This is a genomic window from Halomonas sp. 141, assembly GCF_002810305.1.
In the GTDB taxonomy this organism is placed as follows: Bacteria; Pseudomonadota; Gammaproteobacteria; order Pseudomonadales; family Halomonadaceae; genus Vreelandella; species Vreelandella stevensii.
On record NZ_PINZ01000048.1, the window covers coordinates 1 to 23,695 of the forward strand.

The window sequence follows — 23,695 nt, forward strand, 5'->3', positions numbered from 1 at the left end:
TTTGTCAAGGGCTGTTTTCAGCGAGTGAAGCGAGCGATCAATCCAACCAACAGATGACGCTAACTTCCTGACAAACCAAAGGTTTTCAACCTTCTTCACCGCTGGCAACGCTTGGCGTCCCCGGCAGCGGATGCGTACTTTACGGATTCGCTGCCGGGTTGGCAAGGGCTATTTTGAAAAAGTTTTCAAAAAGTTCAAGCAAGCGTCACACGAGCGTAGCGTTTCTTGCCTGCCTGGATGACGTACACCTTACCGGTGGCCAGCATGGCATCTTGAGCAACGACCTCGCCATCGACCTTGACGCTGCCATTTTTCAGCATGTCCTTGGCCTGGGCGCTGTTCTTTGTCAGGCCTGAGCGATTCAGAACCGCGGCGATGGGCGCTTGCTCGCTGCCTTCGAAATCCACCGTCACTTCCGGCAGGTCTTCCGGCAGCTCACCCTCGGCCAGCTGGTTGCCCGCCGATTTATGCGCATTCGCGGCTGCTTCATCGCCGTGGTAACGGGCGATGAGCTCACGCGCCAGCTCCATCTTCACATCCCGAGGATTGGCACCCTGCTCCACGCTGAGCTTCAGCGCGGCGATCTCTTCGTTGGTTTTCAACGAGAGCAATTCAAAGTAGCGCCACATCAAGCTGTCAGGCATGGAGACCAGCTTGTTGAACATCGACCCCGGCGCTTCATCCACGCCGACGTAGTTGCCCAGCGATTTGGACATCTTCTGGACGCCATCCAGCCCTTCCAGCAGCGGCATGGTAATGACGACTTGTGGCTCCTGGCCAAAATGCTTCTGGATTTCACGCCCCATCAGCAAGTTGAACTTCTGGTCGGTACCGCCCAGCTCGATATCGGCTTCCAGCGCAACCGAATCGTAGCCCTGCACCAGCGGGTAGAGGAATTCATGAATGGCGATGGGCTGATTGGCCTTGTAACGCTTCTCGAAGTCGTCACGCTCCAGCATGCGGGCCACGGTGCTTTGGGCGGCCAGCTCGATCATCTTCGCGGCGGTCAGCTCACCGAACCATTCCGCATTGAAACGGACTTCGGTCTTTTCAGGATCGAGGATCTTGAAAACCTGCTCTTTATAGGTTTCCGCATTCGCTTTGACATCGGCTTCGGTCAGCGGCTTGCGGGTGACGTTCTTGCCGGTGGGATCACCGATCCGACCGGTGAAGTCACCAATCAGGAAGATCACCGTGTGCCCCAGATCCTGGAACTGGCGCATTTTGGTGAGCAGCACGCTGTGGCCGAGGTGCAGGTCGGGGGCGGTAGGATCGAATCCAGCCTTGATGCGCAGCTTGCGGCCCGACGCCAGTTTCTTGCGCAGCTCGTCTTCTACCAGGATTTCATGCGTACCTCGCGACAGCAGCGCTAACGCCTGATCCACCTCACTCATTGCCTCTCTCCATGTACTATATGCCGTATATAGGCGATTAACCGTGATGCGGGCGATATTACCACGCCCCAAGGCACTGGTTGAGCCTTCACCCCGTTTTGGATGCATGGCGATATGAAAACTTCACCTCTCGCGTTACCGACCTTGTATGTCGGGCTGATGTCGGGCACCAGCCTGGACGGCATCGATGCCGCCCTCGTCGAAATAACGCCCCATACTCCTCCGACCCTGATCGGCACCACGGCGGTTGCCATGCCCGATGCGCTGCATGGGCAACTGCTACATTTATGCCACTCGTCGTCGGTGACGTTTGCCGAGCTGGCCGCTGCCGAAGATGCTTTCTGCCGCTTGCAAGCACGGGCCGTCAACACCCTGTTGGCAGAGCATGGCGTCGCTCACCACCAGATAGCGGCCATCGGCAGCCACGGCCAGACCATCGAACATGCCCCCGAGGGGCACCAGGGCGGGCCACGCTATACCTGGCAACTGGACAACCCGAGCCTGCTGGCAGAACTGACCGGCTGCGCCGTCGTGGCGGATTTTCGCCGTCGTGACCTGGCTGCAGGAGGCCAGGCGGCGCCCCTGGCTCCTGCGTTTCATCAGGCACTGTTCGGAGCACGGGCAGGTGAACAGCTGGTGCTCAACCTGGGCGGCTTTGCCAACCTTACCTGGCTATCGAGCCAACCAGGGCAGGCGGTGGTGGGGTTCGATACGGGGCCGGCCAATGTGCTGCTGGATGCCTGGTTTGGCCAGCATCATGCCGGTCGATTTGACCAACAGGGTGCCTGGGCAGCCAGTGGCCGCGTGGATACCGCACTGCTGGAGCGGCTGCTGCAAGAGCCCTTCTTTCAGCAGCCACCACCGCGCAGCACGGGCCGTGAGCTCTTTCACCTGGATTGGCTACAGCGCCACCTCACCGGCCACGAAGCGCCCTGCGACATTCAGGCCACGCTGGCGGAACTCACGGTGGCCAGTATCGCGCAAGGCATCGCCCAACTGCCGCTGAACGATCAAAAAGCGACCCTGCTGGTTTGCGGAGGAGGCGCCCATAACGACCATTTGATGGAGAGGCTGGCGGCCCACCTGCCGCACATGGCGCTGGTATCACCGGCCACGCTGGGCTGGCCGGAAGATTGGATCGAAGCGGGTGCCTTTGCCTGGCTGGCCCATCAGCGCCTGCATGGGCTCCCCGGCAACCTGCCTTCCGTGACGGGTGCTAGCGGCCCGCGTGTACTGGGCGGTATTTACGCCGCCTGATACCGCGCCGCTACTCCTTGACCGACAGCGTTCCCTTGGCTCGGGCCTGAGCATCGCTCAGTGTGCCCCCCCTGTCGCTTGAGGAGCGTCTGTAGCGACATCGATCATGGCCGCCAGCGTCGTGCTCTTGCCCGACCCCGTTGGCCCTGTCACCAGCACCAATCCCCGGGGCAGCATGGCAAGACGCTCGAACACCTCGCCCATACCCAGGGTCTGCATCGACAGCACGTCATTGGGAATGGTACGGAACACCGCCCCGGCACCCCGCGCCTGGTTGAAGGCATTGACCCTGAAACGCGCAACGCCGGGCACCTCGAAAGAGAAGTCCGCTTCCAGATGCTCTTCATAGTCGCGGCGCTGACGATCGTTCATGATGTCGTAGATCAATCGCCGAACGTCACTGTTCTCCATGGCGGGCACATTAAGCCGACGGATATCGCCATCAACACGTATCATGGGAGGCAAGCCTGCAGAAAGATGCAGGTCGGACGCATTCTGCTTTGCCGAGAATGCCAGCAGTTCGGTAATATCCATCTCTCTTTTCCCAGCTGCGGTAAGGTGTTTGAGTATGACAGACAACGCGCTTCCCGAGTCACTGGCCGCTGCGCGCGAACGCCTGGGCCAGGCGCTCGACCAGGCCGGGCGACCCGCGAACGGTGCAACGCTGCTGGCGGTGAGCAAAACCAAGCCCGCCAGCAGCGTGCGCCTGGCCTGGCAGCACGGCCAGCGGGCGTTTGGCGAAAACTACCTGCAGGAAGCGCTGGACAAGCAGGCGCAGTTGGCCGACCTGGAAGACATTGTCTGGCACTTCATTGGCCCGTTGCAATCCAACAAGACCCGGCCCGTGGCCGAACAGTTTGCCTGGGTACACAGCGTCGACCGCCTCAAGATTGCCAAACGCCTGAGCGAACAGCGCCCGGCCCACCTGCCACCGTTGAATGTCTGCCTGCAGGTCAATATCAGTCGCGAAGCCAGCAAATCCGGGGTACTACCGGAAGATGCGCTGGCCATGGCCCGGGAAATCGCGCCCCTGCCCGGCCTCGCCTTGCGGGGCCTCATGGCGATTCCTGCCCCGGCGGAAACGCTGGACGCGCAGCGCAAGCCGTTGGCAGAGCTACGGGCGCTGCTGGAAACGCTGCAGGCAGCCCTGCCCGAGGCACCGCTGGATACGCTCTCGATGGGCATGAGCGATGACCTCGAAGCCGCGATTCTGGAAGGTGCCACGCTGGTACGGCTGGGCACCGCCATTTTTGGCGCTCGGAGTTGACGGCGACCACCCGAACACGGCTTATTTTCTGCGGCACGCCGCAGCCATTTGCAAAAAAGGATACCCCCATGGCGAACAAGATCACCTTCATTGGCGCAGGCAACATGGCCAGCGCCATTATCGGCGGCCTGATCGACAGCGGTGTCGCGCCTGGCGACATCACCGCCACGGCCCCCAACGAGAGCGAGCTTTCAGCTTTGGCCTCGCGCCTGGGCATTCATACCCATACCGATAACAACGCGGCGGTGAGTGGCGCTGACGTGGTCGTCCTGGCCGTCAAGCCGCAAATCATGCGTGGCGTTTGTGAGGCCCTGCGCGATAGCGTCCAGCAGCAGGCACCGCTGGTCGTCTCGATTGCGGCAGGCCTGGACGCTGACACCATCGACCAGTGGCTAGGGGGTGGTAACGCTCTGGTACGCTGCATGCCCAACACGCCCTCCCTGGTCGGCATGGGTGCCAGTGGTCTCTATGCCAACCAGGCCGTCAGCGAGGCCCAGCGCGAACTGGCCACTCAGATGATGGAAGCCGTGGGCATCGTCGAGTGGGTCGAAGAAGAGCATCTGCTGAATGCCGTCACCGCCGTGTCCGGCAGTGCACCGGCCTATTTCTTCCTGATGTTCGAAGCCATGGAAGCAGCCGCCGTGGCACAGGGGCTTTCGGCCGCCACGGCGCGACGGCTGGCCATCCAGACCGCGTTAGGTGCCGCCACCATGGCCAAGCACAGCGACAAAGACCCCGCCACGCTGAAACAGAACGTGATGTCGCCGGGCGGCACCACCGAACGCGCCATTGCCCACATGGAAGAGGCCGAACTGAGAACCATCATCGCTGATGCCATGCAAGCGTGTGCTCAGCGTGCCGACGCCATGGCCAAAGAGCTCGGCCAACACACATAATGCCTGCGTTACACACAGGATGACGTGCCTGATACGCCTTTAGCGTTTATTTTGCACACCAATACCAAGATCGAAGGAGAGGCAGTAATGGGAAGCCAACTGGGCAGCGCGGGGCTAATGCTCGTCAATACACTGATCAATATCTATCTGTTTCTGTTGATGCTGCGTTTCTTGCTGCAGGCGTCACGGGCCGATTACTACAACCCCCTGAGCCAGTCGGTGGTCAAGATCACCCAGCCGGTGGTAGGGTTGTTCCAGGGCGTCCTGGGCCCCGTGGCAGGTCGCTTCGACATGGCCACCCTTGCGGCAGGATTCGTCTTGAAGGTCGTCAGCATCGTGGCCATCTTCATGGTCATTGGCCTGGGCATGCCGCCGATTCCCGGCCTGTTGATTGCCGGGGTAGCGGCCCTGGCCAATGCCATCCTGAAGATTTACTTCTTTGCCATGATCGTCATGATCATCCTGAGCTGGGTGGCTCCCAATGCCAGTCATCCAGGCGCGCTGCTGGTCATGCAGCTGGTAGAGCCCATCATGGCTCCCGTGCGCAAGGTCATCCCGCCGCTGGGCATGATCGACCTGTCACCCATCGTGGTGTTCATCGCCATCAACCTGGTCGATGGGCTGGTGGTTGGCGCGCTGATCCGCGCGGCGGGAATCTCGGGCGCGCTGGTCGGCCTCTGAGGCTGGTCGTCGCGTCTTTTTGAGCAGGATCCATTTTGCAGGACTAGCGCTTTCGATGCCTGATTCAGACACTCTTGCTTTTGCTGACCGGCCAGCGGACTCCGTGGGTCTGGTCACACCACACGTTGCCAAATTTGATACGCCGCTACCGCTTGCCTGCGGCAAGACGCTGCCAGAATACGAGCTGATCTATGAAACCTACGGCACGCTCAACGCCGAGCGCTCCAACGCGGTACTGATCTGTCACGCACTCTCCGGCCACCACCATGCGGCGGGCTACCACTCTGCCGAGGACCGCAAGCCCGGCTGGTGGGATGCCCATATCGGCCCGGGCAAATCCATCGACACCAACCGTTTCTTCGTGGTGTCGTTGAACAACCTGGGCGGCTGCCACGGCAGTACCGGCCCCGTCAGCCATAACCCAGACACTGGCCGCCAGTGGGGGCCTGACTTCCCCGTGATCACGGTCAACGACTGGGTGGCCAGCCAGGCGCGCCTGGCCGACCACCTGGGCATCGAGCGCTGGGCCGCGGCCGTGGGTGGCAGCCTGGGCGGCATGCAGGTACTGCAGTGGAGCATCACATACCCGGAGCGGGTGGCCAATGCGGTGATCATTGCCGCCACGCCACGCCTGTCGGCCCAGAACATCGCCTTCAACGAGGTGGCTCGACAGGCCATTCGCTCCGACCCGGAGTTCTTCGACGGCTGGTACGCAGAGCACGACACGGTGCCCAGGCGGGGCCTGAAGCTGGCGCGGATGGTCGGTCATATCACTTACCTCTCCGAAGACGCCATGGGCAGCAAGTTTGGCCGCGACCTGCGCAGCGACGACCTGAATTTCGGCTTCGATGTCGAGTTCCAGGTGGAGTCCTACCTGCGTTATCAGGGCGATACTTTCTCCACCGCCTTCGATGCCAATACCTATCTGCTGATGACCAAGGCGCTGGACTACTTCGACCCTGCCGCCCGCCACGGGGGCGACCTTGCCCAGGCGCTGGCCCCGGCCCAATGTCCTTTCCTGATCGTCAGCTTCACCACCGACTGGCGCTTCCCGCCCTCGCGTTCCCGTGAGCTGGTGGATGCCCTGACCCAGGCGGGCAAATCGGTCAGCTATGCCAATATCGACTCCCCTCACGGCCACGACGCCTTCCTGCTGCCTGAACCCCGCTACCACGCGCTGTTCAGTGCCTTCATGGGTCGCGTCGCTCGCGAGCTGAAGATCGACGCCGTCGCCAAGAAGGAGGCTCGTTAATGCGCACCGACCTGGAATTGATCTATGACTGGGTGCCCCACGGCGCCCGTATCCTCGACCTGGCCTGCGGCGACGGCACGCTGCTGGAGCGGCTGGCCAACGAGAAACAGGTCTCCGGTTACGGGCTGGAGATCGACCCGGAGGGCATCACCCAGTGTGTGGCCAAAGGGGTCAGCGTGATCGAACACAACCTGGACGACGGCCTGGCCAGCTTCGGCGACAACAGCTACGACCAGGTCATCATGACGCAGGCCTTGCAGGCACTGCGCCGCCCGGACAAGATGCTCGATGAGATGCTGCGGGTGGCGGAGGAAGGCATCATTACCTTCCCCAACTTTGCCTACTGGCGTCACCGCGTCCACCTGGGGGTGCGCGGTTACATGCCGGTATCGAAGTCGCTGCCCCACGCCTGGTACGACACGCCCAACATTCACCTGTCGACCTTCAATGACTTCGAGCATCTCTGTGGCGAGAAGGGGCTGGTGATCGTGGACCGCGCCGTGGGCGTGGGCGACCACAAAGGGCACTGGACATCCAAATGGTGGCCGAATCTGTTTGGCGAAATTGCCATTTTCAGGGTTCGCCGCCGCCCATCGTAGAGGAGAACCGCCATGGCGATGGCAAGACTGCGCCGCAGCCTCGCGCTGCTGACACTATTGGGTCTGCTGCTGATGTCGACCCAGGCCACGGCAGAACAGTGGGTCGAAGTGGGCGATTATGAAATTCACTACAGCGCCATCGCCACGCGGCACTTGAGCCCGGAAGTCGCTCAAGCCCACCGCATCCAGCGCAGCGCCGGGCACGGGCTGGTCAACGTGGCCGTGCGCCAGCGCCAGCCCGATGGCACGACGCGCCCGGTCATGGCCAACGTCCAGGGCAGCGTAGGAGGACTGAATGACGCCGGGGAGTCTCTCGGCTTTCGCAATGTCCGCGACGGCGATGCCACCTACCACATTGCGCTGTTCAGCCTGCGCCATGACGAACCCATGCGCTTCGACCTGGAAGTGCGCCACGACCGCAATGCGCCCCCGCAGCCGGTCAGCTTTATCCAGCGCTTCTACATCGAGCGTTAGGCCCGCACCGTCAGCGCCCGGTTCAAACGTGCAGTGAAAGGCGCTGCGTCGCGCCACTCGAGACGAATGCCGTAGGCCAGCACATCGACGCCCGCCGCCATGGCCTCGGCCAGCGCGGTCGCGTAAACGGGGTCGATGTGGGCCGCTGGAGCCACGTCCTCGATCCCTTCATGGGCGACGCAAAACAGCAGCACCGCCCGTTCACCCTGCTGGGCCAGCGCCGTCAGATGATGCAAATGCCGCGTGCCACGCTCACTGACCGAATCCGGGAAATAGCCGTGGCCATCGTCCTCCTTGAGCGTTACCTGCTTGACCTCGACATAGACCGCCCCCTTCACCGGGTCGTCGAGGCGAAAATCGAGCCGCGCATCGGCTACTTTCACCTCACGCGTCAGCGTGGCGTAGTCTGCCAGAGGGGGGATGTCTCCCGCCTGTATGGCCGACTCGACCAACCGATTGGCCCGCCCGGTGTGCACCGAGGCCAGCGCCAGCGCGCCGTCCGGCTGGGGCAGCGCAATCCACTCCCAGGTCCAGGCCAGCTTGCGCTTGGGGTTGTCGCTGGGCGATAGCCATACCCGAGCCCCCGGCACGTTGACCGCCTTCATCGAACCGGTATTGGGGCAGTGCGCCACCACCTCTTCGCCGCTGTCCAGCCGCACATCGGCCAGAAAACGCTTGTAGCGGCGCAGCAGCGTACCCGGCACCAGCGTGGGGTAGTGCATCATAAGCGACCTAAGAAGCGGGCCAGGCGCTCCATGGCTTCCTGAAGCCTGGGCACTTCATTGGTGAACGCGATTCGCACATGGTGCTCTCCGCCCTGGACGGCAAAGTCGATCCCCGGAGTGATGGCCACGTTCTCCTCTTGCAGCAGGCGTTCGCAAAAGGCCTGGCTGTCGCGGCTGTAGCGAGCAATATCCAACCATACATAAAACGCCCCCTGGGGTGGCAGGTCCGGCGCCAGCCCCAGCGCCGCCAGGCCATCCAGCAACACCTGACGCCGCTGCCTGAGGGTGGCCCGACGGGTTTCGAGAATATCGCGACACTCCGGCGTGAAGGCCGCCAGCGCCGCATGCTGGGAGGGCGTCGGCGCAGCCAGAAACACGTTCTGCGCCAGCCGCGTGAGTGGCTCGACCGCCTGCTCGGGCGCCACCAGCCACCCCAGCCGCCAGCCCGTCATGCCGAAGTACTTGGAAAAGCTGTTCACCACAAACGCATTCTCCGATAGCGACAGAGCCGACAGCGGGGCATCGTCGTAATTCAGCCCCTGATAGATTTCGTCGACGATGAGATCGCCGCCCTTGGCGGCCACCGTCTGCATGACCTCCCTTAGCGCGGTAGCGCTGAGCGTATGCCCGGTGGGGTTGGAAGGCGTGGCCAGCATCGCCAGCCGCGTATCGGGCTGCCAGTGACGTTCGACCAGCGGTGCGGTCAGCTGCCAGCCGCTGTCACGACCCACCGGTACGCTGTCGATGTGGGCACCGGCCAGCGCCATGAAGTGGCGATTGCACGGGTAATTGGGGTCGGCCATCAGCACGCGCTGACCGCTTTCCACCAGCAGCTGGCTGGCCAGCAGCAGGGCACCGGACGCGCCGGGGGTCACCAGAATCCGCGCCGGGTCCACCGTTGCCCCAAAGTGCTGGGCATAATGGTCGGCAATCGCTTCACGCAGTGAGGCCAGCCCCGCCGCCGGTGTATAGCGTGTACGGCCTTCCGCTAGCGCCTGCTGCCCTGCCGCCACGATGGGGGCTGGGGTGGCAAAATCGGGCTCTCCTACCTCCAGGTGGATGACATCATGACCCGCCGCCTCACGCGCCTGCGCCATTTCCAATAAGTGCATCACGCGAAAAGGTGCGACGTGTTCCACACGCGTATTCCAGGCCATAACGGTTCCTTTTCCTAGCAGTAGTCAAAACATGACCCATGGCGTACAAGATGTAGGACCATGGTCGAAAACGCACTATTATGCTTGCATCACAGCTAATTTTCAGCTAAACAAGCACCCCTTTGGCGTGCGATCGTGACACACGCACATGGTCGATCAGCAGTCACAACGTTCAGTAGTCACAACGTAAGGGGCACTCCCATGCCAGTAGCGGAAAAGAAATCGGAAGCGTCCAAGTCCTTCATCCCGTACGAGCCGGCACCGGGTGAAGAGTATATGAACGAGAAGCAGCTCGCGCACTTCCGCCAGCTGCTTCTGGACTGGAAACAGGACCTCATGGAAGAGGTGGATCGTACCGTACGCCACCTGCAGGAAGACGCCAATAACTACGCCGACCCCGCCGACCGCGCGACCCAGGAAGAAGGCTTCAGCCTGGAATTGCGCACTCGGGATCGTGAGCGCAAGTTGCTGAAAAAGATCAACGAAACCATCGAAAAGATCGATGAAGACGACTATGGCTTCTGCGAGGCCTGCGGGGTCGAGATCGGTATTCGCCGCCTCGAAGCACGCCCGACGGCCACGCTGTGCGTCGACTGCAAAACGCTGGCCGAGCTGAAAGAGAAGCAGCTGGGCGGTTGACACCGCGGCCACCGCAACATGAGTGACGGCCGCTGACGGGCACCCTTGAGGTGCCCGTTTTTGTTTGTCATCTTGTGTCTTTCCACGCTTGTGCTCTTTGATTGCCAGAAACGGGTTGCCATGACCGCTACCGCTTCCTATCGAGGGCGTTTTGCCCCTACGCCCTCCGGCCCTTTGCATCTGGGCTCACTGGTGGCCGCCTTGGGTAGCTATCTGGACGCCCGTGCCGCCGGTGGCCAATGGCTGGTACGCATAGAAGACATCGACCCGCCACGCTGCCCAGACGGCGCCGACTGCACCATCCTGCAGCAGCTGGAAAGGTTCGGCTTGTATTGGGACGAAGCGGTCTGCTGGCAGCACACCCGCTCAGACGCCTATCAGCGAGCGCTGGAGCAGCTGATCACCCAGCGCCTCGCCTACCCCTGCAGCTGTTCGAGAAAGCAGTGGCAGGATTTCGACGTCTATCCTGGCTGGTGCCGAGACGGCGTGCGCGACGCGACCAAACCTATTGCCTGGCGGCTGCGCAGCGACCTCGGCCAGCGCCCTGTCGTCTGGCAGGACCGCCTGTTTGGTCGCCAGCAGTTCGACCCGGCGGCGCTGGGCGACGTGGTGCTCAAGCGCAAGGATGCCTTGTGGGCCTATCAGCTGGCGGTCGTGGTCGATGATGCAGACCAGGCCATCACCGATATCGTGCGCGGCTACGACCTGCTCGACAACACCCCCTGGCAGCGCCAGCTGCAAGCGGCACTGGGCTATGCCACGCCGCGCTACCTGCACCTGCCGCTGGTGGTATCTGCGGATGGTCAGAAGCTCTCCAAGCAGAACCTGGCCCCGCCGCTGGCCGATGCACCAGACGCCGTGCGCCGCCAGCTCCACCAGGCGCTCACGCTGCTCGACCAGGCGCCCCCGGCAACCCTGGCAAGCGAGCCAGTCGACACTCAACTGCAGTGGGCCATTGCCCACTGGTCGCCCGAGCGCCTGACGCCCCACGCCCACCGGCCCACGCCCGAGGAGTCCTGACATGTACGTTTACCGCATCATGCTGTTTCTGGTGTTTGGCGGCTATCTGCTATCGCCTCTGTTCATGAACGGCTGGGGCGACCCGGACACGGCCTGGTATCGCCCTTTCGCCATCTGGGGTGGCCTGATCGCCCTGACCCTATGGCTCGAACAGAAGAGGAAGCTGGATGAGCGTTGAGCTAGCGGGGGTTGCCCTGCTGGGCCTGGGCTATCTTGGCCTGCTGCTGGCCTGCGGCATGGCCGTCGAGCGCGGCTGGGTACCTATTCGGGTCACGCGTCACCCCATGGTCTACACCCTGGCGCTAGGGGTCTATGCCAGCGCCTGGGCGGTCTACGGCAGCGTCGAGATGGCTTCCAAAGCCGGTTTCGGCTACCTGGCCTACTACCTGGGCGCGGCCGGTGCCTTCTTGCTGGCACCGGTACTGCTGGTGCCCATCCAGCGTATCACCCGCACTTACCAGCTCTCCTCTCTGGCCGACCTGTTTGCGTTCCGCTATCGGTCACGCTGGGCCGGTACGCTGGTCACGCTGCTGAGCCTGGCGGCCGTCCTGCCCTTGCTGGGCATTCAGGTGCAGACTCTCAGCGACACCATTGCGCTGCTCTCGGGTAGCCATTACAGCGGGGGCGTCACGCTGCTGCTCTGCGCCGCCATCGCTGCCTGCGCGGTGCTGTTTGGTGCCCGCCATAGCCACCGCCAGCGCCACGATACGCTGCTGACCGTGATTGCCTTCGAATCGGTGATCAAGCTGCTGGCCATGCTGGGGCTTGGCGTGATTGCGCTGTGGTGGGTGTTCGATGGCCCCCAGGACCTGCAGCGCTGGCTGGAAGGCCCAGGGGCCGCCGTGCAGGCCGCCACCCCGCAGCTGGAAGCGCCACAGTGGAGAACCCTGCTGCTGCTGTTTTTTGCCGCCGCTTTCCTGATGCCGCACCTGTTTCAGATCACCTTCGCCGAAAGCCTCTCACGGCACACTCTGCTTCAGGCCAGCTGGTCACTGCCACTGTTTCTGCTGCTGATGGCGCTGCCCGTCCCGCTGATCTTATGGGCAGCCCAATCGACCCAGCCCGACGTGCCCGTCGCGGCCTACGCCGCCTATCTGATGACCGAGCACTGGTGGGTCGGTGCGCTGGCTTTCATCGGCGGCCTGGCCGCAGCCAGCGGTACCATGATGATGATTGCGCTGGCGCTGTCGGGCATGGTGCTGAATCACCTGGTGCTCGTAGCCCGGCCGCCGGAAGCGCGCAGCGACCTCTATGGCTGGCTGCTGTGGCTACGTCGCGCGCTGGTGGTCGCGGTGATTGCCGGTGGCTGGCTGTTCGCCGAAAGCCTGGGCCGCTATCACTCCCTCACCAGCCTGGGGCTGGCCGCCTTCGTGGGCATGGCCCAGTGCCTGCCGGGCATGCTGGCGCTGCTCTACTGGCCCGGCGCCAATCGCAAGGGCACCCTGGCGGGATTGGTCGGCGGCATCGTCATCTGGCTGTGGGGGCTTTGGCTGCCCCTGCTGCTCAACACCCCGCTGCCCGCCCTGCCCTTCACCCCGCTGATGAGCGCCGATGACCCTGCCTGGTTCAGCGTCACGCTGATCTCGCTGGCCATCAATATCGTTCTGCTGATGGTGGTATCGCTGTTCACGCGCATGTCCGAAGGCGAAAGCTCGTCTGCCGAGGCCTGCTCGGTGGACGCGGTCATTCGTTCCAAGCGCCTGCCGCTGGAGGCCGCCACCGCCGGTGATTTCACCGCACACCTGGCCCAGGCGCTGGGCGAGGAAGCCGCTGGCCGTGAGGTCAGTCGCGCCCTGAAGGCGCTCAACCTGACACCTCAGGAGCGCCGCCCCTACGCACTGCGCCGCCTGCGTGATCGTATCCAGGCCAACTTGTCCGGGCTCATGGGGCCTTCGGTGGCGCGCGACATCGTGGACCGCTACCTGCCCTATCGCCACGACGATGCACCGGTCACCGACGACATTCACTTCGTCGAAAGCCGCCTGGAAGCCTACCGTTCACGGCTGACCGGGCTGGCCCGCGAACTGGACGGTCTGCGCCGCCACCACCGCCAGACGCTGGCGTATCTCCCCGTCGGGCTCTGCGTACTGGGTGACGACGACGAACTCCTGATGTGGAATCAGGCGCTGTCGCAGCTCTCGGGTATCAGTGGAGACAGCGTGATCGGCTCACGCCGCGACAGCCTGCCCGCACCCTGGCCGGAACTGCTGGGCAGCGTACTGGAAGCAGACCAGACCCCGCTTTACAAGCAGGCCGTCTCGCTGCACGGCAAGGACTACTTTCTCACCCTGCATAAAGCGGTTCTGAGTGGCCATGACAGCCGTGGCGGCAGCGTGGTGCTGGTCGAAGACCACACCGAGATGAAGTGGCTGGAAGAGGAACTCGTGCACGCCGCGCGGCTGGCCTCGATTGGCCAACTGGCCGCCGGCGTGGCCCATGAGATCGGCAACCCGATTACCGGCATCTCATCGCTGGCCCAAAACCTGCGCTACGACACCGAGGACCCAGCACTGCTGGAAACCGCCGACCAGATCCAACAGCTGACCCAGCGCGTAACCCGCATCGTCAACTCGCTGGTCGGCTTTGCCCATGGCGGCCGAGCTGCCCTGCCCCAGCCCGCCGCTCCGGTCGCCCTGGCCAGCGTCAGCGACGATGCCTTGCACTTGATCCACCTGGCCCGCTCAGGGGAGGATGTGCGCTTTACCAATGCGTGCGCGGATGACATTGTGGTGCGTGGTGACGCCCAGCGGCTGACCCAGGTGATGGTCAACCTGCTGAGCAATGCCAAGGATGCCTGTGCCCCGCAAGGCAGCGTGGTGATCGAGGCTGGCCACCAGGCCAACCACGCCTGGTGGCGCGTGACCGACGACGGCCACGGCATCGACGACAGCGTCAAACACCGGCTGTTCGAACCGTTCACCACCACGAAACCGGCAGGCGAAGGTACCGGGCTTGGGTTATCGTTGGCATATCAAATCATCAATGAGCACCAAGGCAACATAGAAGTGGCTTCGCCACCTCCCGGACAGCCTCGCGGCACGGCCATCACGCTATGGCTCCCGCTTTACCGACAGGATGATCACTTGCCCCATGCCCCGGATACTGATTGTTGAAGATGAAGCGATTATTCGCAGCGCCCTCAAGCGCCTGCTGGAGCGTCATGACTATCGCGTCAGCGAGGCCGCCAGCGTCGAGGAAGCCCGCGAGCTCCCCCCCAGCGACTTCGATCTGGTGATCAGCGATCTGCGCCTGCCTGGGGAACCGGGCACGGCGCTGATCGCCCTGGCCGCCCCGGCCCCGGTGCTCATCATGACCAGCTATGCCAGCATGCGCTCGGCGGTGGATGCCTTGAAGCAGGGCGCCGTAGATTACGTGGCCAAGCCCTTTGACCATACCGAACTGCTGGAAACCGTCGAGCGCATTCTGCACAAGCAATCCATGCAGCAGGGTACTCCCCCGGACATCACCGACGATGGCGGTGGCAGGCAGACGATGATCGGTGATTGCAGCGCCATGCAGCAGGTCTATACGCGCATTCGCAAAACGGCGCCCGCCGATGTGACCGTGCTGATCCAGGGCGAGTCCGGCACCGGCAAGGAGCTGGTCGCCCGCGCCATTCATCAACAAAGCAAGCGTGCCAAGGCACCGTTGATCTGCGTGAACTGCGCGGCGATCCCCGAAACTCTGATCGAGTCCGAACTGTTTGGCCATGAAAAGGGAGCCTTTACCGGCGCCAGCGCCGCCCGCACCGGGTTGGTGGAAGCCGCGGACGGCGGGACGCTGTTTCTGGATGAAATTGGTGAACTGCCGCTGGACGCCCAAGCCAGGCTCTTGCGGGTGCTGCAAGAGGGCGAGATCCGCAAGATTGGCTCGGTCGAAACACGCCACGTGGATGTGCGCCTGATTGCCGCCACCCACCGGGACCTGCGCGCCCTCTCCAGGAGCGGCGAATTCCGGCTCGACCTCTACTACCGCCTGAACGTCATGCAGATTGCCCTGCCGCCGCTGCGGGAGCGCGAGGATGACGTGCTGAAGATTGCCGACATTCTGCTGGAGAAAGCGTGCAAGCGACATGAGCGGCCGGGGCTGAGGCTTTCACGGGCGGCACGCCAGGACCTGCGCGACTACCCATGGCCCGGTAACGTGCGCGAGCTGGAAAATGCCCTGGAGCGCGGCGTCATTCTGGCCGAGGGGCATCTGATCCATCCTGACGACCTGGGGCTTGGTCCAGTGACCAACCGCCCGGCGCCGTCCCCCACCGCCAGCGTCACACCCACGGCTCCTGCCAGCGACGGTGAACCGGAACCCAACGAGGACGACCTCTCTCTGGAGGACTATTTTCAGCACTTCGTGCTGGAGCATCAGGACCAGATGAGCGAAACGGAGCTGGCACAGAAGCTGGGCATCAGCCGCAAGAACCTCTGGGAAAGGCGTCAACGGCTAGGAATTCCCCGTAAAAAAACGACACGCCGATAAACTTAAGTCGATAATAAGACTAACGTCCAATAGATTGATTTGCATAAGAATTATCCAAAAACCGTTACCCCTTCACTGTTACCTTCCCACACAACGACTCGGCAAAAAGGGCAATTTCGGGGTAACACTTCCTGTGCGGATAAGTTCCCCGACCCGCCTGAAAATTGCCAAGCGCATGAAAACTAAAAGTTATCTGATAGGTGGCACAGCGAGTGCAATATTACTCAGCAAGAAGAACAAACTGGGCCACGCGGCAGTCGCCAACAAAAACAACATGACGCCGCCCCCACCTGAGCCACAACAAGAACAACAGGGCCAGGCAGAGATAACGGTACTAACAAGAACAACAGGCTTGAGTCTCACTACTTGTAAGCACAGGGTTTGCAAACACGGCGCAGCCCCTGATGCGACAACAAAAACAACAGCAATCTACAAGTGCCCAAAAAGGACGCGACGTACACAACAAGCTGCACCCAAACAACAATAACAGCAGCATAGGTGTACACCCCCGGAGCCAATAACAATTCGCCGGGAGAGAAAAGTTCGCGGTTGGATTATTGTTTTGAATACGAGGCGGTCGGAATCAGAGTGGTTCTTACGCCTACCGACTGCGGTGCGTATTCAGGGCGATGTGCCATCATGAATAAAAACAGCAGCATGGATGCTGATTGTCTGCTTAGTAGGGGGAGGCTCATGTAGCCTCCCCTTTCCGCATTTGTCACCTGTTACCGTCCAAACGCCGCCTCGGCGCTTTGCAAGCTATCGGGGGTCGGATACACTCAACGCCTTGATCGATACCCTTGCGAGTCGATATCGCCGCATGTTTAAAGGATTTACCCGTTTATTACATCGTCCGGGAGAGCACTTGAAATCACTGCTCGATTCCCCAGAGAGCGCTGACAACGCGCTCAGCCCACGCATTATTCCGCGCTCCGAGCACCCCGTTTCTCGTAAGCAAATCAGTGAAGCCGCGCTGAAGGTGCTCTATCGCCTCAATGGTGCTGGCTACGATGCCTACCTGGTGGGTGGCTGCATTCGTGATGCGCTGCTGGGCAAGATGCCCAAGGATTTCGACGTGGCCACCAACGCCACGCCGGAGCAGGTGCGTGACCTGTTTCGCAACTCACGTCTGATCGGCCGTCGCTTCCGTATCGTGCATGTGCGCTTTGGTCGTGAGGTCATCGAGGTGACTACCTTCCGCGGCAAGCCGCAGGACGAGCACGGCGATCACATTGCCCATCAGTCCGACGATGGCTTGCTGCTGCGCGACAACGTATGGGGCAGTATCGAGGAGGATGCGCTACGGCGTGACTTCACGGTCAATGCGCTCTATTACAACATTGCCGACTTCACCATTCACGACTTCGCCAACGGCGCGCAGGACATCGATTCACGCACTCTGCGCCTGATCGGAGACCCTGCCACGCGCTATCGGGAAGATCCGGTGCGGATGCTGCGGGCGGTCCGTTTTGCTGCCAAGCTCGACTTCACCATCGAATCGGCCACCGAAGCGCCGATGTACGACCTGGCGCCGCTGCTGCTGAACATTCCTCCGGCACGCTTGTTCGACGAAGTGCTCAAGCTGTTCATGTCCGGCCATGGGCTGATTACCTTCCGCCTGCTGAGCCATTACAACCTGTTCGGCATGCTCTTCCCGGAAGCCGAAGAGGCCATGGCCGATGCCGCCTGGGCAGAGGAGTTGATCGAGCAAGCGCTGATCAATACCGACAAACGCATTGCCGAAGATCGCCCGGTCACGCCCGCGTTTCTGCTGGCGGCGTTCCTGTGGGCACCGGTGGTGCATCGTCAGGCAGAGCTCGAACGCGATGGCATGCCCCCAGTGCCCGCGCTGCAAAACGCCGCCCAGCAGGTCGTCTCACGCCAGTTGCAGCATACGTCGATTCCCAAGCGCTTCGGTATTCCCATGCGGGAAATCTGGGAGCTGCAATCACGCCTGCCCATGCGGCGGGGCAAGCGCGCCTTCCAGACCCGCGAGCATCCACGTTTTCGGGCAGCCTACGACCTGCTGTTGCTCCGTGAGCAGGCGGGCGAGATCCCGCGTGGCCTGGGCGACTGGTGGACGGCCTTCCAAAAAGGGGACGAACACGAACAGCTGCGCTTGCTGCAAAAAGTCGGCAGCGACCCGGCAAGCCAGGGCGACCGGCGGCGCAAGAAAAAGCGTAAATCTCGCAAGGGCGAAGCGTGAGCCCGGTACGCGCTTATATTGGCCTGGGCAGCAATCTGGACGACCCCAAGGGGCAGCTCACTCGGGCCCTGGAGGCGCTGGCCGAGCTGCCCCTGTGCCAGATGCTGGGCCACTCTTCGCTCTACGCCACCCCGCCGATAGGCCCCCAGGACCAGCCTGACTTCATCAATGCCGTAGCCTGCCTGGAAACCCGCCTCTCGCCGCTGGCTCTGCTGGATCAGCTACAGGCGCTCGAGCAGCGCCATCGGCGGCGGCGTTTGCGCCACTGGGGCCCCCGCACCCTGGACCTGGACCTGCTGCTCTATGGGTCACAGCACTGCCAATGGCCGCGCTTGACCGTACCCCATGCGCAAATGCACTTGCGCGCCTTCGTACTGGTGCCGCTGGCAGAGCTTGCCAGCACGCTGGAGCCATCGCTCACCCTACATGGGCAGCCGCTCGACCACTGGGCATCGACACTTCCGCTGGACGACATCCGTCGCTTACCCAATACGGCCGCCCCCTCGACGGCTAGCGTCTGACACAAATCTCGACACCATGCCCGCATTCAGGTGACAATTGCCGGTTAAACCCCTTCGCACACGCAGGGATGCCGCGATAATAACGGTCGAGCAGCGCTGACGTTCAGCCATGCCCTCGACCCCATGAAGAAACAACGAGAGCACGCCATGAAAACCGTTACCCTGAGCACGCTGCAAGCCTATAAGCGCGCCGGCGAAACGTTCAGTTGCCTGACCGCCTACGATGCCTCTTTTGCCCATGCCGCCAGCGCCGCTGGTGTCGATGTGCTGCTGGTCGGTGATTCGTTGGGCATGGTGCTGCAAGGTCACAGCAGCACGCTCCCCGTCACCATCGACGACATCTGTTACCACACCCGCTGTGCCGCGCGGGGCAAGGGACACAGCCTGCTCATGGTCGACCTGCCCTTCATGAGCAATGCCACCACCACGCAACTGCTGCAGGATGGCGCGGCGCTGATGCGCGCCGGTGCCGAGCTGGTCAAGGTGGAAGGCGAAGCCTGGATGGCCGACGGCATTCGCGAGCTGACACGCCGGGGCGTTCCGGTATGCGCCCACCTGGGCCTGACCCCGCAAACCGTCTATCAGTTGGGCGGTTACAAGGTGCAGGGCCGCGAAGCCGAACAGGCGGCGCAGATCATCGAGGATGCCAGGGTACTGGTAGAGGCCGGAGCCTCGGTCATTTTGCTCGAGTGCGTGCCTGCCAGCCTTGGCAAAGCCGTCACCGAAGCGCTGGATGTACCCGTCATCGGCATTGGCGCAGGGCCGGACACCGATGGTCAGATTCTGGTGATGCACGATGTACTAGGGGTTACCCATGGCCGCACGCCGCGTTTCGTGAAGAATTTCATGAGCGAGGCCAGCTCCATTCAAGGGGCCTTCGAAGCGTACCATCAGGCGGTCAAGCACCGCACCTTCCCCGCCACGGAACACTGCTTCTAAGCGAGTCATTGCGAATTTCCTATGCGCACTTTGCGAGATATCAACGAACTACGCGCCATGCTGCGCGAATACCGGCGCCAGGGGCAGCGTATTGCGCTGGTGCCCACCATGGGCAACCTGCATGCCGGTCACCTGGCCCTGGTGGCCACTGCCCGGCAGCACGCGGACGTGGTGGTCTCCAGCCTGTTCGTCAACCCGATGCAGTTTGGCCCGGGTGAAGACCTGGATGCCTACCCGCGCACCTTCGAGGCGGACCAGGCCCAGCTCACCGAGGCAGGCTGCCATGTTCTGTTCGCCCCCACGGTGAGCGCGCTCTACCCCAATGGCCTGGCGGCACAAACCCGCGTTCACGTGCCGGTGGTGGGCGAAGGGCTATGCGGCGGGTCACGCCCTGGCCACTTCGATGGCGTCTCGACGGTGGTCAGTATGCTGTTCCACCTGGTTCAGCCCGATGTCGCCTGCTTTGGCGAAAAGGACTATCAGCAGCTGGCGGTGATCCGCAAGCTGGTCGCCGACCTGCACATGCCCATCGAGATTCTGGGCGTGCCCATCGTGCGTGCCGAGGACGGTCTGGCCCTGTCATCGCGCAATGGCTATCTCAGTGCCGAAGAGCGCGCCCAGGCGCCTGCGCTATATCGCACGCTGTGCGCATTACGCGAGGCGCTGGGGCAAGGCGAACCCACCGAACAGGTACTACAACGCGGCAAGGCTGCGCTGTATGATGCCGGCTTTACGCCCGACTATCTGGAGCTGCGTGACACCGAACTCAGCCCGGTCACGCCGTCCACCCACCAGGCCGTTCTGCTGGCGGCTGCCAAACTCGGCCCGGCACGGCTTATCGATAACATCAGTGTGCAGCTACCCAAGGCTGCCCGGAGCTAGCCGTTAGGCTGGCTCGTCATCCAGGAGTTTTCATGCATACCATCATGCTCAAGGCCAAGCTGCACATGGCCCGCGTCACCCACGCCGTGCTCAACTACGAAGGCTCCTGCGCCATCGACGGCGAGCTGCTGGACATGGCCGGGATCCGCGAAAACGAACAGATCCAGATCTACAACGTGGAGAACGGCGAACGCTTCACCACCTACGCCATTCGCGGCGAGGAAGGCTCACGGCTGATCTCCATCAACGGCGCGGCGGCGCATTTGGCCTCGCCTGGGCACCGCATCATCATCTGCAGCTACGCCCACTACTCCGAAGCCGAAGTGGAGCAGCACCAGCCCGCGCTGGTCTACCTGCAGGAAGGCAACCACGTCAGCCACACCAGCAATGCCATACCGGTACAGCTGGCGTAAGACGCATGCATTGAGAAACGACAGTTCAGAAACGATGTTTCCAGCGGGCCGTTGATCGGCCCGTTTTTATTTGCCAAAAAAAGCGTATTGCCGCAATGCACAACCTTCCCCTATGCTGGTAGCCAAGCCTGACACGACACGCAGTAACGTCGCTAATAACAAGAGATAGGCGACACGTCTATCTGCCATAGGAACGATGCAACACTCACTCAAGGAGTCAATGTATGCAAGACGTGGTCATTGTGGCGGCTCGCCGCACAGCTGTAGGCTCATTTGGCGGTTCACTTGCCGGTATTCCTGCCAGCGACCTGGGCGCGCTGGTCATCAAAGACATCATGGCATCGACGGGCGTGGCTCCTGAACAGATCGATGAAGTGCTGCTGGGTCAGGTACTGACCGCAGGCGTTGGCCAAAACCCCGCTCGCCAGGCCGCCATCAAGGCAGGCCTGCCAGAGAGCGTGCCGGCCATGACCATCAACAAGGTCTGTGGCTCCGGCCTCAAGGCGCTGCACCTGGCCACTCAGGCCATTCGCTGTGGCGATGCCGAGATCATCCTGGCAGGCGGCCAGGAAAACATGTCAGCCTCCCCGCACATCCTGCCGAATTCGCGTAACGGCCAGCGCATGGGCGACTGGAAAGCCATCGACTCCATGGTCCACGACGGCCTGTGGGACGCGTTCAACAACTACCACATGGGCATCACCGCCGAAAACCTGGCCGAAAAATACGCCATCACCCGGGAAGAGATGGACGAATTTGCCGCCGCTTCGCAGCAAAAAGCCGCCGCCGCCATCAAAGAGGGCAAGTTCAAAGGCCAGATCGTGCCGGTGGAAGTCCCCCAGCGTAAAGGCGACCCGGTGGTTTTTGATACTGACGAAAACCCGCGCGAAGTGTCTGCCGACAAGCTGGGCGGCATGCGCCCTGCCTTCAAGAAAGATGGCACCGTGACAGCCGGCAACGCTTCATCGCTCAACGATGGTGCTGCCGTGGTCATGCTGTGCTCCGCTGAAAAAGCCAAAGAGCTGGGCCTGGAGCCGCTGGCACGCATTGCCGCATACGCCAACGCAGGGGTCGACCCGGCCATCATGGGCATTGGCCCGGCACCGGCCACCCGCCGCTGCCTGGAAAAAGCGGGCTGGAGCCTGGATGACCTGGACCTGGTCGAAGCCAACGAAGCCTTCGCGGCTCAGGCGCTGTCGGTCAACAAGGAGCTGGGCTGGGATACCTCGAAGGTCAACGTCAACGGCGGCGCCATTGCCATTGGCCACCCCATCGGCGCCTCCGGCTGCCGCGTGCTGGTCACGCTGCTCCACGAAATGATCGCCCGCGATGCCAAGAAGGGCCTGGCCACCCTGTGTATCGGTGGTGGGCAAGGGGTGGCGCTGGCCATCGAGCGCCCCTGATACCGCGCACTCGCGCTGTGATGACTGCCCCCGCACACGCGGGGGCATTTTTTTGCCTGACGGCTAGCGGTGCTTTTCCCCCACGATGCGCGCGGGGGTGCGCCATACCAGCAGCATCCCCAGCAGGAACAGCCCCGCCGATGCCCACATGGTCACCGGCAGGCTGGTGCTGTCCACCACCTGACCGCCCACCATGGCGCCCAGGCCAATCGACATATTGAAGACAAACGCCATCAGCGCCGTGGCGGCTTCGGTATTGGGGGCCGTGCGCAGAATCCAGGTCTGGATACTGACCGAGACGCTGCCAAACACGGCGCCCCACAGCATCAGCAGCAGCACACCGCTGGTCGGTTGCACGCCCAGCAGCGGAAACAGCCCGACTACCACCAGCAGCAGGCTGGGGATGACCAACACCGCCCGATAAGGATGGCGCCCGGCAAAAGCCCCAGCGGCGATATTGCCCAGAATGCCTGCCGCCCCATAGAGCAGTAGCAGGCTGCCTACATGCCGCTGGGCCACGCCGCTGATCTCCTGCAGGATTGGGCTGATAAAGGTGTACGCCACGAAGTGCCCAACCACCACCAGACCGGTGGTCAGCACGGCGACCCGAACGCCTCGGTTTTGCAGCTGCTGCGCCAGCATGCGCAAGCGCACCGGCTCCCGGGGTGGAAGCGGCGGCAACCACACCCATAGCGCCACGGCGGTGAGCAGGCTCAAGCCGCCAAGGGCGCCGAAGGCCACCCGCCAGTGGCTGGCATCCCCCAGCAGGGTCCCCAAAGGCACGCCCAGCACCGAGGCTGCCGCCACGCCTCCGAAGATGATGGTCATGGCACGGGCCACCTGATGCGCCGGCACCAGGCGCGGCGCAATGCTGCCAGCAATGGCCCAGAAACCGCCAATACTCATCCCCACCAGCACCCTGGCGGCCAGGAGAAAGATAAAGGTCGTGGCCAGGGCCGACAGCAGGCTGCCAATGACCATCACCACCATCATCAGCGTCAGCATGATGCGGCGGTCCAGACGGCCGACGGCCACCGGCAGCAAGGGGGCAGAAAACGCCGCCACTACTCCCGGCACGGTAACCATCAATCCGGCCATGCCGGGGGTCACGCCCATGTCTGCGGCAACCTGCGAGAGCAGCCCAATGGGCAGCTGCTCGGCGGTTACCAGTAAAAAGATGCCGATCATCACGGCGACCACCGCCCACCAGCGCGGTGACTCCTGCTGCTCCATGCTGCTTCCTCTGTATGGGTCTATCAAAAGTAACTATTCAGCACCGGTTGGCTGAGTCGGGGCTTCTTGCTGCATGAAGGCTGGCACATCACCCGCAAACAGTTGCTCCAGTGCGGTATGCGCCGCCACCCCTTGCTTGACGGCGGTCGAGAGGAAGCTGCGCATCCGGCAGAAGATCTCCGCCCCCTCCCAGGAGCGGAAACAGCCCGAGATTTTCTGCTGGACCTTGGTCATTCGCAGATCGCGTTCCCCCTGGTTGTT

22 protein-coding genes and 2 pseudogenes are annotated in these 23,695 nt (G+C 62.5%); 18 read left to right on the forward strand and 6 right to left on the reverse strand.

Features of this window, described 5'->3' with window-relative positions; genetic code table 11:
- Positions 1-194: 194 nt before the first annotated feature.
- On the reverse strand, positions 195-1,394 hold the full coding sequence (tyrS, locus tag CWI66_RS15130; RefSeq protein ID WP_039181301.1) for a tyrosine--tRNA ligase: 1,200 nt from the start codon (positions 1,392-1,394) through the stop codon (positions 195-197).
- Positions 1,395-1,508: 114 nt separating this feature from the next.
- On the opposite strand from tyrS, the gene CWI66_RS15135 reads away from it, so the two are divergent.
- On the forward strand, positions 1,509-2,651 hold the full coding sequence (locus CWI66_RS15135) for an anhydro-N-acetylmuramic acid kinase (protein WP_100732163.1): 1,143 nt from the start codon (positions 1,509-1,511) through the stop codon (positions 2,649-2,651).
- Between the two features lie 87 nt (positions 2,652-2,738).
- Here CWI66_RS15135 and CWI66_RS15140 read toward each other — a convergent pair.
- Positions 2,739-3,185, reverse strand: a pseudogene (locus tag CWI66_RS15140) (type IV pilus twitching motility protein PilT); the annotation flags it as partial.
- A gap of 34 nt (positions 3,186-3,219) precedes the next feature.
- Between CWI66_RS15140 and CWI66_RS15145 the strand changes: the two are divergent.
- The 6 genes from CWI66_RS15145 (at position 3,220) to CWI66_RS15170 (ending at position 7,820) form a co-directional block, all read left to right on the forward strand.
- A complete protein-coding gene (locus CWI66_RS15145) occupies positions 3,220-3,918 on the forward strand; it encodes a YggS family pyridoxal phosphate-dependent enzyme (protein WP_100732156.1) in 699 nt (232 codons plus the stop codon).
- 68 nt (positions 3,919-3,986) lie between these two features.
- Entirely contained in the window at positions 3,987-4,814 is an 828-nt protein-coding gene (proC, locus tag CWI66_RS15150; RefSeq protein WP_100732157.1) for a pyrroline-5-carboxylate reductase, read from the forward strand.
- An 87-nt stretch (positions 4,815-4,901) separates the two neighbouring features.
- On the forward strand, positions 4,902-5,495 hold the full coding sequence (locus CWI66_RS15155) for a YggT family protein (RefSeq protein ID WP_100732158.1): 594 nt from the start codon (positions 4,902-4,904) through the stop codon (positions 5,493-5,495).
- Between the two features lie 55 nt (positions 5,496-5,550).
- Entirely contained in the window at positions 5,551-6,747 is a 1,197-nt protein-coding gene (gene metX / locus CWI66_RS15160; protein WP_039181315.1) for a homoserine O-succinyltransferase MetX, read from the forward strand.
- Positions 6,747-7,346 carry a methionine biosynthesis protein MetW gene (metW, locus tag CWI66_RS15165; RefSeq protein WP_016915945.1) on the forward strand — a complete coding sequence of 200 codons (600 nt, stop codon included), beginning with the start codon at positions 6,747-6,749 and terminating at the stop codon, positions 7,344-7,346. The genes metX and metW overlap by 1 nt, the downstream gene beginning before the upstream one ends.
- Positions 7,347-7,358: 12 nt before the next feature.
- Positions 7,359-7,820, forward strand: coding sequence for a DUF4426 domain-containing protein (locus CWI66_RS15170; protein ID WP_039181319.1), 462 nt, complete (start codon positions 7,359-7,361; stop codon positions 7,818-7,820).
- Here CWI66_RS15170 and sfsA read toward each other — a convergent pair.
- Both sfsA and CWI66_RS15180 read right to left on the reverse strand, forming a co-directional pair.
- Positions 7,817-8,545, reverse strand: a complete 729-nt coding sequence (sfsA, locus tag CWI66_RS15175; RefSeq protein WP_081138071.1) for a DNA/RNA nuclease SfsA — start codon at positions 8,543-8,545, stop codon at positions 7,817-7,819. The two genes, CWI66_RS15170 and sfsA, sit on opposite strands and share 4 nt — an antisense overlap.
- A complete protein-coding gene (locus tag CWI66_RS15180; RefSeq protein WP_081138070.1) occupies positions 8,542-9,702 on the reverse strand; it encodes an aminotransferase class I/II-fold pyridoxal phosphate-dependent enzyme in 1,161 nt (386 codons plus the stop codon). The genes sfsA and CWI66_RS15180 overlap by 4 nt, the downstream gene beginning before the upstream one ends.
- A 201-nt stretch (positions 9,703-9,903) precedes the next feature.
- Here CWI66_RS15180 and dksA point away from each other — a divergent pair, with 201 nt between their 5' ends.
- The 11 genes from dksA (at position 9,904) to CWI66_RS15230 (ending at position 22,201) form a co-directional block, all read left to right on the forward strand.
- A complete protein-coding gene (dksA, locus tag CWI66_RS15185; RefSeq protein ID WP_016915941.1) occupies positions 9,904-10,341 on the forward strand; it encodes an RNA polymerase-binding protein DksA in 438 nt (145 codons plus the stop codon).
- Between the two features lie 120 nt (positions 10,342-10,461).
- Positions 10,462-11,361: a tRNA glutamyl-Q(34) synthetase GluQRS gene (gluQRS, locus tag CWI66_RS15190; RefSeq protein ID WP_100732159.1), complete on the forward strand. Its 900-nt coding sequence runs from the start codon at positions 10,462-10,464 to the stop codon at positions 11,359-11,361.
- Position 11,362: 1 nt separating this feature from the next.
- The gene (locus tag CWI66_RS18235; protein ID WP_016915939.1) at positions 11,363-11,539 is read left to right on the forward strand and encodes a hypothetical protein; all 177 of its coding nucleotides are present in this window, start codon (positions 11,363-11,365) and stop codon (positions 11,537-11,539) included.
- Positions 11,529-14,474 carry an ATP-binding protein gene (locus CWI66_RS15195; RefSeq protein ID WP_100732160.1) on the forward strand — a complete coding sequence of 982 codons (2,946 nt, stop codon included), beginning with the start codon at positions 11,529-11,531 and terminating at the stop codon, positions 14,472-14,474. Before CWI66_RS18235 ends, CWI66_RS15195 begins: the two co-directional genes overlap by 11 nt.
- On the forward strand, positions 14,452-15,837 hold the full coding sequence (locus tag CWI66_RS15200) for a sigma-54-dependent transcriptional regulator (RefSeq protein WP_016915937.1): 1,386 nt from the start codon (positions 14,452-14,454) through the stop codon (positions 15,835-15,837). The genes CWI66_RS15195 and CWI66_RS15200 overlap by 23 nt, the downstream gene beginning before the upstream one ends.
- Before the next feature lie 820 nt (positions 15,838-16,657).
- Positions 16,658-18,043, forward strand: coding sequence for a polynucleotide adenylyltransferase PcnB (gene pcnB, locus CWI66_RS15205; protein ID WP_081193560.1), 1,386 nt, complete (start codon positions 16,658-16,660; stop codon positions 18,041-18,043).
- Positions 18,040-18,564 (forward strand): 2-amino-4-hydroxy-6-hydroxymethyldihydropteridine diphosphokinase, encoded by a 525-nt coding sequence (gene folK, locus CWI66_RS15210; protein WP_100732161.1) that lies wholly within the window; start codon positions 18,040-18,042, stop codon positions 18,562-18,564. The genes pcnB and folK overlap by 4 nt, the downstream gene beginning before the upstream one ends.
- A gap of 147 nt (positions 18,565-18,711) precedes the next feature.
- The gene (gene panB, locus CWI66_RS15215; RefSeq protein WP_100732162.1) at positions 18,712-19,503 is read left to right on the forward strand and encodes a 3-methyl-2-oxobutanoate hydroxymethyltransferase; all 792 of its coding nucleotides are present in this window, start codon (positions 18,712-18,714) and stop codon (positions 19,501-19,503) included.
- A gap of 21 nt (positions 19,504-19,524) precedes the next feature.
- Positions 19,525-20,385 carry a pantoate--beta-alanine ligase gene (gene panC / locus CWI66_RS15220; RefSeq protein ID WP_016915933.1) on the forward strand — a complete coding sequence of 287 codons (861 nt, stop codon included), beginning with the start codon at positions 19,525-19,527 and terminating at the stop codon, positions 20,383-20,385.
- A gap of 32 nt (positions 20,386-20,417) precedes the next feature.
- A complete protein-coding gene (gene panD / locus CWI66_RS15225) occupies positions 20,418-20,798 on the forward strand; it encodes an aspartate 1-decarboxylase (protein ID WP_016915932.1) in 381 nt (126 codons plus the stop codon).
- A gap of 224 nt (positions 20,799-21,022) precedes the next feature.
- Positions 21,023-22,201 (forward strand): acetyl-CoA C-acetyltransferase, encoded by a 1,179-nt coding sequence (locus CWI66_RS15230; RefSeq protein ID WP_039181351.1) that lies wholly within the window; start codon positions 21,023-21,025, stop codon positions 22,199-22,201.
- A gap of 63 nt (positions 22,202-22,264) precedes the next feature.
- Here the strand turns inward: CWI66_RS15230 and CWI66_RS15235 are convergent, their stop codons facing one another.
- Entirely contained in the window at positions 22,265-23,434 is a 1,170-nt protein-coding gene (locus CWI66_RS15235; protein WP_016915930.1) for an MFS transporter, read from the reverse strand.
- A gap of 33 nt (positions 23,435-23,467) precedes the next feature.
- Positions 23,468-23,695 (reverse strand): annotated as a pseudogene (locus CWI66_RS15240) (IS66 family transposase); the annotation flags it as partial.